Origin of the sequence: Streptococcus mitis, assembly GCF_005844455.1 — a bacterium.
Classification (GTDB): domain Bacteria; phylum Bacillota; class Bacilli; order Lactobacillales; family Streptococcaceae; genus Streptococcus; species Streptococcus mitis_BF.
In genome coordinates this window covers 19,972-29,158 of sequence record NZ_SPGF01000024.1, presented here as the reverse complement: position 1 = coordinate 29,158, position 9,187 = coordinate 19,972, and the positions used below count along the sequence as shown (strand labels likewise).

The 9,187-nt window shown below is 42.4% G+C and carries 8 protein-coding genes and 1 pseudogene; 2 read left to right on the top strand and 7 right to left on the bottom strand.

Annotated elements, in window-relative coordinates; all coding sequences use genetic code 11:
- Positions 1 to 317 (top strand): annotated as a pseudogene (locus tag FGQ53_RS05980) (transposase); the annotation flags it as partial.
- A gap of 17 nt (positions 318 to 334) precedes the next feature.
- Here the strand turns inward: FGQ53_RS05980 and FGQ53_RS05975 are convergent.
- The 5 genes from FGQ53_RS05975 to pbp2b form a co-directional block, all read right to left on the bottom strand.
- Positions 335 to 946 carry an NUDIX hydrolase gene (locus FGQ53_RS05975; RefSeq protein ID WP_138336688.1) on the bottom strand — a complete coding sequence of 204 codons (612 nt, stop codon included), beginning with the start codon at positions 944 to 946 and terminating at the stop codon, positions 335 to 337.
- Positions 933 to 2,306 carry a UDP-N-acetylmuramoyl-tripeptide--D-alanyl-D-alanine ligase gene (locus FGQ53_RS05970; RefSeq protein WP_138336685.1) on the bottom strand — a complete coding sequence of 458 codons (1,374 nt, stop codon included), beginning with the start codon at positions 2,304 to 2,306 and terminating at the stop codon, positions 933 to 935. Before FGQ53_RS05970 ends, FGQ53_RS05975 begins: the two co-directional genes overlap by 14 nt.
- A gap of 84 nt (positions 2,307 to 2,390) precedes the next feature.
- Positions 2,391 to 3,434, bottom strand: coding sequence for a D-alanine--D-alanine ligase (locus FGQ53_RS05965; RefSeq protein WP_138336683.1), 1,044 nt, complete (start codon positions 3,432 to 3,434; stop codon positions 2,391 to 2,393).
- Between the two features lie 174 nt (positions 3,435 to 3,608).
- A complete protein-coding gene (gene recR, locus FGQ53_RS05960) occupies positions 3,609 to 4,205 on the bottom strand; it encodes a recombination mediator RecR (protein WP_125398771.1) in 597 nt (198 codons plus the stop codon).
- Between the two features lie 10 nt (positions 4,206 to 4,215).
- A complete protein-coding gene (pbp2b, locus tag FGQ53_RS05955; RefSeq protein ID WP_138336680.1) occupies positions 4,216 to 6,273 on the bottom strand; it encodes a penicillin-binding protein 2B in 2,058 nt (685 codons plus the stop codon).
- Positions 6,274 to 6,465: 192 nt separating this feature from the next.
- Here pbp2b and FGQ53_RS05950 point away from each other — a divergent pair, with 192 nt between their 5' ends.
- Entirely contained in the window at positions 6,466 to 7,317 is an 852-nt protein-coding gene (locus FGQ53_RS05950; RefSeq protein ID WP_138336677.1) for a MurR/RpiR family transcriptional regulator, read from the top strand.
- A 15-nt stretch (positions 7,318 to 7,332) separates the two neighbouring features.
- On the opposite strand, the gene FGQ53_RS05945 is transcribed toward FGQ53_RS05950, so the two are convergent.
- Positions 7,333 to 8,217, bottom strand: a complete 885-nt coding sequence (locus FGQ53_RS05945; RefSeq protein ID WP_138336674.1) for an ROK family protein — start codon at positions 8,215 to 8,217, stop codon at positions 7,333 to 7,335.
- Between the two features lie 17 nt (positions 8,218 to 8,234).
- Entirely contained in the window at positions 8,235 to 9,152 is a 918-nt protein-coding gene (locus FGQ53_RS05940; RefSeq protein WP_138336671.1) for a dihydrodipicolinate synthase family protein, read from the bottom strand.
- Positions 9,153 to 9,187: the final 35 nt, after the last annotated feature.

Sequence of the window (9,187 nt, the reverse complement as noted above, 5' to 3'; positions counted from 1 at the left end):
GCTTGGATGAACGAATTTTTACAGCAATTATCCGCCTATTATTCGGATGATTATCTGATTTTGGTCATGGATAATGCACCTGGCACAAGTCTCAGGCTTTGGAGTTGCCAGAAAATATCACGTGTACATTTATTCCTCCCTACACTCCAGAAATGAATCCCATTGAGCAAGTTTGGGCAGAGATACGAAAGCGTGGATTCAAAAACAAGGCCTTCAAATCTTTAGAAGAAGTCATTTTGAAGTTAGAAACAGTGATTCAAAATTTGGAAATAGAATGCCTGAGGAAGATTGTTCACAGAAAATGGATTTGTCCATAATAGATTTTTGATGAGTATTAGTCAAGATATTGTTCCCTCTGGCCTTTATAAACCTGCCAAAGAATCTCTATTTGCTCCTTGGTAATGCGTTTTTCAGATAAGGCTGGCAGGTGGTCAATGGCAAAAAATTGAAGGTCTGCAATTTCTTGATTTTCTTGGAATTGTCCATCGAGAAACTTACATTCAAAAACAAACTTTGCATATTGTTTACTCTGTAGTTGGAAACGATTGGTATCAAAAACAGCTAGCAGTCTTTCAACTTTGGCTTTAAAGCCAGTTTCTTCTTCAATTTCCTTGAGAATATTTTCGGTTGGAGAATAGCCGACTTCATCAAAGCCACCTGGTAAAGCCCAATCATTCTCTCCTTGTCCCCTAACCAGACAAATCTTTTCGTCCTCAACAATCCAAGCACGGACGTCCATTAAAGGAGTCGCATAAGCGGAAGTTGGCTTCAAGACTTCTGCCACTTCTTCGGCATCAAGGTATGATGCTTGATTCAACATTTCAGATAAAAGGCCTCGCAAGTCTTCGTAGCGCTCACGGTCAAACGGATCTTTTGTAAAGGTTAATCCAGTATCTGTAATGGCAATCATTCTTTGCAAATACTTGACAAAATCACTTGTCTTCATTTTCTAAACTTTCTACCAACTTGGCTAGATTCATAGAGTTAGAGCCTTTGAGCAGGATTTGGTCATTGGCACTGAGGCTTTCCTTAACCTGCTTAACTAGGTCTTCAAATTGGTCCTCGTCGGCTGTTTTTTTGAAGTAGTAAACGTGGCCAATTGGGAACATTTGACTGGCAAGTTGGGCCAATTCTGCGATATCTTCTCCATAAAAAATAACGGTATCCAGTACATCTGGCGAGAGGCTCAAAATCATCTGATTATGGAGTTGAACAGACTGGTCACCAAGTTCCTTCATGTCTGCTAGAACAGCAATTTTCTTGCCTCCTTCGTTTGCTGGAATGGCCGAAAAAGTCTCTAAAATCAGCTTCATAGCAGTTGGATTGGCATTATACACATCTGATAAGATATCTGCTCCATTGGCTGCTTTCTTCCACTCGGTACGATTTCGAGTCAATTCTAGGTTCTGGAAGGCCTGACGAATTTGTTCCTCAGTCACTCCTTCTTGCAAGGCAACATAGGATGCAATCATAGCATTGGTGGCATTGTACTTACCTGTCACTGGCAAATCAAGGGCTTGTTCCAAAAAATTAGCCTTAAATGTCAGACTATCCTTGCGCTCAATCAAGTCTGTTATTTCCAGCTCTGCTCCTTGCCCAAAACGGACTACCTTTTTATCTGTTGGCAAATAGGCCTCTACAATCGGGTCAGCTGGTGCCAAAAGCAAAGAACCCGATACCATACCATCTGCAATTTGCATTTTTCCTTTGGCAATTTCCGAACGGTCTTTGAAAAAGGCCAAATGTGCTTCTCCAACCAAGGTCACAATGGCTGTTTTTGGATGAGCCAATTCAGACAAGAGATGAATATCTCCCAAGTGATCCTGCCCCATCTCCAAAACCAACTTTTCTGTCTCCTCAGGCATATGGAGAACTGTGTAAGGAAGACCAATCTCGTTATTATAATTGCCTTGTGTTTTGTAGGTTTTGTAGGTTGTTGATAGCAAGTGAGCCAACATATCCTTGGTCGTCGTCTTACCATTCGAACCTGTAACAGCAAAGACATCAACAGACGTTTTCTCAAGATAGTAGGCTGCTAGGGTTTGAAAGGCTGTCAACACATCGTCTACTAGAATGTGAGGATGATTTGCGACCTCTTTCTCAGACAGGGTTACTGCTGCACCATTTTCAAAGGCTGTTTCGATAAAGTCATGACCATCACGCGCACCTTTGAGCGGCACAAATAAATCTCCAGTCCCAATCAAACGACTGTCAAACTCAGCCTTTTCTAACTGGATGTCCTCAAAGAGGCTAACATCATTTTTCGCTCCAACAGCTTGAGCAACTTCGTGAATTGTAAGTTTCATTTCTACTCCTTTAAAAAGGGTTGAAGCCCGAGAACTCTAATCACCTTACAGTGATGGTTCTGGCTTCTACCCTCTCTTTCATTTTTATAGCAAATGCGCTTCGCGCTTGTCAAAACTTTCCTTGGCAAGGTCAACCAAACGCTCGATCAGGTCTGGGTAGCTGATTCCCATATTGTCCCAAAGTAGTGGGTACATAGACCACTGGGTGAAACCTGGCATGGTATTGAGCTCATTTAGGAAAATCTCTCCCTTATCTGTATAGAAGAAATCGCAACGAGAGAGACCGAGGCCACCAATCGCACGAAAGGCCGTTTCTGCATTTTGACGCATGACAGCTACTACATCATCACTGATCTTGGCTGGAATATCCATAGTAATCTTGTTATCAATATACTTGGCGTCATAGTCGTAGAAGGCAACATCCTTGACAACTTCTCCTGGCAGCGTGCTCTTCACATCGTAGTTCCCCAAGAGACCAACCTCAATTTCACGAGCATTCACCCCTTGCTCTACCAAGACACGGCTGTCATATTGGAAGGCAAGCTCCAAAGCTTGGCGGAGTTCCTCTTGGTTTTCAGACTTAGAAATACCGACACTGGAACCCATATTGGACGGCTTTGTGAAGACTGGATAAGTCAATTTTTCTTCAACTTCAGCGATTTTAGCAGTCACATCATCACCTTCGACGATGGCCACATAAGGAACTTGAGCAATCCCTACAGATTCTAAAACACGCTTGGTCGTAATTTTGTCCATGGCAAGGCTTGATGACAAGATATTGCATCCGACATAGGGCATTTTCAAAACTTCCAAGAATCCTTGAACAGAGCCATCTTCTCCCATCGGACCGTGAAGAACTGGAAAGACCACTGCACCTTCTTCGTAGATGGCACTTGGCGCTATTTTCTTGTCCCAGTCAATAGTCGCATTGGTCATGAGACGATCCTCTTGACCTGGAGTCTGGCTAAATTCTTGTGTTTTGATAAAGTCACCTGACTGGCTGATGAAGAAAGTCTTGACTGTGAAACGGTCGTAGTTGACCGCACGCATGACACTTTCAGCTGAAAGGACAGAGACTTCGCGTTCCGCACTCCGTCCACCATATAAAAGAATAATCGTTTGTTTCATATTATTTGTCCTAATTCTACTAGAATACTCGCTCTTTAGTATATCATATTTGCTTGTTTTTTTAAAACTTGAACCTGACACTACTCATCACACTATACAAAAAAGGCCGATATCAACGATTTTCAGCCTCCTTGATTTTTTATAAATGAATGAAGTCCGTAAATTTGTCTACACTTACAACTCTGTTCGATTTTCAATAGCCCGTAAGAGGGTCACTTCGTCCGCATACTCGATATCCGCTCCGACAGCGAGACCTCTCGCCAGGCGAGTGACCTTTATCCCAGCTGGCTTGAGCAGACGCGAAAGATACATAGAAGTCGCTTCCCCATCTGCTGTAGCATTGGTTGCTACAATCACTTCTGAAACCTCACTATCCATAAGACGAGTCATGAGACTCTTGAGATTGATATCATCTGGACTAATACCATTCATAGGGGAAATGAGGCCATGCAGGACATGATAGAGTCCATGGTATTCTTGGATATTTTCCATGGCTGCCACATCCCGACTATCCTCTAGCACCAAAATCGTTGTCTGGTCACGAGTCGGATCGGTACAGATAGAGCAAGGATCGTCGTCTGTCAAACGTCCACAAATTGAACAGTAGGTCAATTCTCTCTTAGCAGAAAGGAGACTTTTTGCAAATTCATTGACATCATCATCAGACATCCCAATCGTATAAAAGGCCAGACGCGTAGCCGTCTTAATCCCGATACCTGGTAACTTAGAATAACTGTCAATCAGCTTGGCAATGGGTGTTGGATAAAGCATAATTTCCTTTCTAGTTCATTGGATGGTATTTTTGATACAGATTGATAATGTCACGTGCAATGGAAGGTCCTACACCATTTGTTAGATTGGTATTATGAGGAAAGACCACTGCCACAGCGATTTGGGGATTATCAGATGGGGCATAGGCCACCGCATTGGTATTGGTTGCTTGCTGACCATCTGCCACATAGCTTTCGGCTGTCCCCGTTTTTCCGCTAATGGATACCAAGGCACCATTTGAAAAGGCACGGCCAGTGGTCAACCCACTAGTTCCATGGGCAACCTGATAAAAACCTTGGTGCAAGATGCTCATATCAGAGTCGGATATATTGACCTTATTCATCTCTGTCGGTTGCAGTTGCTGAATCAAGTCACCCAGTCCTCCCTTATCATTATTACCATAAATGCCTTCAACAATACGAGGAGCCACACGAACACCATCATTTGCAATAGTTGCCACATACTGAGCTAATTGCATCGGCGTATAGTTATCAAACTGCCCAAAAGCATTGGTGATGTAATTGGCAAAATCATAGTCTTTGGGAATAAATCCAGTAGATTCATCTGGTAGGTCAATCCCGGTCGCAGACCCCAAGCCATATTCGCCAAAGGTTGAACGCAATTTCCCCATAGCAGACTCTAGATTGCTGGTACCGACAAACATATTGGGTTGATAGGTCTGCCCCATAAGACCTAAGGCTGTTTGGACCATATAAGTATTGGATGAATACTCTAGAGCTTGAACTGCCGTAATCGGCATTGGTCCAGAAAAGGCAGTATACCAAGAATTAATTGGAGCTGAACCTTGGAAGACAATGGACTGGTCTGTCAAGGTCTGGTTCCCTGACAAGACTCCATTTTCCCAACCAGAGCTGATGGTCGCTGCTTTGACAACCGAACCTGGGACAAAGACATTGGTTACCGTTCCCAAGGAATCAGGCGTCAACTCTCCCGTTTTCAGGTCATGTTTGATCCCTGACATGGATAACACAGCACCTGTTTTTGGATTAAGGGCGACTGCATACACACCTTCAGAATACTTGGCCCCACCATTTCCCAACTCTGAATTGAAATAACTTTTCAGCAAAGCATCCACGCTATCTTGGAAGGCCAAATCAATGGTCAGTTTAATATTATTCCCTTTAGTACCATCTTCGATATTTTCGACACTTTCCATGTTACCGTACTTATCTAGATGAATTTCCTTCACTGAGCGTTTACCTTGCAAAGTTTCCTCGTATTGCTTTTCTAGATAAGAGGTCCCCACACGGTCATTTAGAGAATAACCTTTTTTAAGATAAGCATCTGCTTCTTCCGCTGGGAGACCAGCTTTTTCACTGGATACACTTCCTACTATAGAAGAAAGGGAAGTCTCTAGAACTTTTCGATCCCACGAAGTTGAAATACTAACGCCGGGTAATTGTTTCGAAGCAGAGGCAATCAAAGCAATCTGGGTATCTGTCAAGGCATCTGTAACAATGGTTCCTGTCGCAAAGTTTCCAACGGCATTTAACTGACTAAAAAGATAGATTTCTTTCTTTTCATCCTCTGTATAGTTTAGTTGACTCGTTTGAACGCTATCGACCGCATTGTTATACAGTTCTGATTCGGATAGGCGATTGCCATCTGAATCCAAGCGTTTCTCACTTGGGAGAGCCTCCACCGTTTTTTTATAGATTTCAGGATCAGCCAAATAGTAATCAGCCAGCTGGCGTTCTGTCAAATTTGGCGAACTGATGCTTACATATTTCAGTAACTGACTAGCGATTTCTTTCAGATCTTTAGCCGTCATTTTATTACTTCGCGTAAAGGAAACAACCTGCTTTAAAGTATTTTCTACCAAAGGTTTTCCACTAGCATCATAGATTTCCCCACGGGCAGAACTGGTTGTGACCTTGGTCTGACTAGCTGAGGCTAGCTTTTTTTCGTAAAAATCCTTGTTCAAAACCTGCATATACAACAAACGACCAATAATGGTCATAAAGAGTAAAATGACGATTGAAAACAATAAATTAAGCCGAATCGGAATCGAATGGCTGTTAAATTTTCTCATATAAATCAGTCTCATTTCTAACTTAAAATCTCACTCTTCATTGTACCATAATTTGAGCAGAAAATTATGGAAAAGTAAGAAGCTTTTTTCGTTTTTACGGGAAGATACGTTTTTATTTATTCATCCCTATATTATATGTTATAATGAATGTAAAAGTTCAATAATCTAGTCTTTTTCCAATACGACTCATTTAAAGGAGCCTTCCCTATGGACAAACCAGATATCGCAACTGTCATTGATTCCCATTTTGAAGAAATGACAGACCTAGAACAAGAAATCGCTCGCTATTTTTTACAAGCAGAAACCATTCAAGATGACCTTTCCTCCCAACAGGTCACTCAAAAATTACATATCTCTCAGGCCGCACTAACTCGCTTTGCTAAAAAGTGTGGCTTTACTGGCTACCGAGAATTCATTTTCCAATACCAACATCAGGCAGAAAATCAAGCCAACCAAGTCTCAAAGCACAGTCCACTAACCAAACGAGTCCTCAGAAGCTATAGCAATATGAGGGAACAAACACAAGACTTGATTGACGAAGTCCAACTAGAACGAATTGCCCAGTTAATCGAAGATGCTGAGCGTGTCTACTTCTTCGGAACAGGGAGTTCTGGCCTCGTAGCTCGTGAAATGAAATTACGCTTCATGCGTCTAGGTGTGGTCTGCGAAGCTTTGACCGATCAAGACGGCTTTGCCTGGACAACCAGCATTATGGACGAAAATTGTCTCGTACTTGGTTTCTCACTTTCTGGCACAACTCCCTCTATTTTAGACAGTCTATTAGACGCTAAGGAGATGGGAGCAAAGACTGTACTCTTTACAAGTGTCCCAAATAAAGATAGTCAGACCTATACAGAGACTGTTCTAGTTGCTAGCCACAGCCAGCCTTCCTATATCCAACGAATATCCGCTCAGCTTCCTATGCTCTTCTTTATCGATTTGATTTATGCCTACTTTTTGGAAATCAATCGTGAAAGCAAGGAAAAAATCTTTAATAGCTACTGGGAAAATAAAAAACTCAACGGCTATCGTAGACAAAAACGCGTCAGAAAATCCTAGTTTGGCTGAACCAAACTAGGATTGTTTTGTTTTGAAATGATAGTATGCACCCAACATCCCTGCTGTATTTTGGTGATGAGCAAATTCTAATCGTGTTTTTTCAGCTAGGCTTGGTACCAAGGCCGCCTTCAAGGCTGTGCGGATCTTGGGTTTGAGGATAGCCTCTTGCCCCATGATGCCCCCACCAAGAATGACCACTTCTGGATTGGCCACATAGCAAATATTTGCCAGACCTTTTCCTAGATAGTCTACCATGCGGTCAATACCAGCCATACAAATCTTGTTGCCTTCAGTGGCTTCCTTAAAGATGCGTCGACCATTCCACTGATCAACATCTTCTCCATGTGCTTCAGCTACATATTTCACTAAAGCTGTTGTAGAAGCCAAATCTTGGAACGCTCCATCCTGCATATGCATATAACCGACTTCACAGGCCGAATTGCTAAAACCATGGAAGACTTTTCCATCCATAATCAAGCAACCACCGATACCTGTTCCAATAGTCAAGCAAAGAGTGACACTCGCTCCCTTGCCTGAACCAGATACCACTTCAGCCAAACCTGCACAGTTGACGTCATTTTCAATCTCGCAAGGAATATTAAAGCTAGTCTCGATTTCCTTCTTGAACTGAGTTCCTGCATAGTTGGGAATCTGAGGACCGGCATAGAAAATCTCACCCTTATCTGGATCCACCATTCCTGCAGAAGAAATGGCAACACCTGCTACTGGGCCTTTTTCTAAATAGCTGGTTACGATATCTTTGGTCTTTTGTAAGATATGAGGACCACCTTTATGCGCCTCTGTTGGCATTTCATGCGATTCAACAAGTTGACCTTCTTTGTCAATCAAACCATATTTGATGTTGGTTCCACCGATATCAATTGCAACGTAGTGTGTCATAAATACCTCCTTATGGATTAGAGGAAGCGCTCCTTGGTATCACGAATCAAGGCTGCAGCTGCTTCTACAACTGGACGATCTTCTTCGGTCACTGGAGTCAATGGTGAACGGACAGAACCAATGTTCAAGCCTTCATTGATCTTCAAGACTTCTTTGATGACACCATACATATTTCCATGTGCAGAAGTGAGTTTACCAATGATAGCGTTAATAGCATACTGTAATTCACGCGCTGTTTCTAAATCTTTATCCGCAATCAATTGGTTGAGTTTCAAGAATAGTTCTGGCATAGCACCATAAGTACCACCGATACCAGCCTTAGCACCCATGAGGCGACCACCTAGGAACTGTTCATCTGGACCATTGAATACGATATGGCCTTCTCCACCAAGACTCACAAAAGTTTGGATATCTTGAACTGGCATAGAAGAGTTCTTAACACCGATAACACGTGGATTTTTCAACATTTCTGTGTATAGACTAGGAGTCAAAGCAACCCCTGCCAATTGAGGAATGTTGTAGATAACGTAGTCTGTGTTTGGAGCTGCAGCACTGATATCGTTCCAGTATTTGGCAACTGAGTATTCTGGCAAGCGGAAGTAAATTGGTGGAATCGTTGCAATGGCATCTACACCCAAGCTTTCTGCGTGGCGAGCAAGTTCCATACTATCCTTAGTATTATTGCAAGCAACATGGGCAATAATAGTTAATTTCCCTTTGGCAACTGCCATTACTTCTTCCAAGATTAACTTGCGGTCTTCAACGCTTTGGTAGATACATTCACCAGAAGAACCATTGACATAGAGACCTTGAACACCTTTATCAATGAAGTATTGCACCAAGGCACGCGTACGCTCTGGACTTACTTCTCCTTGATCATCATAACATGCGTAGAAGGCAGGAATGACACCTTCGTATTTTTTTAAATCTGACATAGATTTTCTCCTAACTTATTTCCGAAATGAGGGGA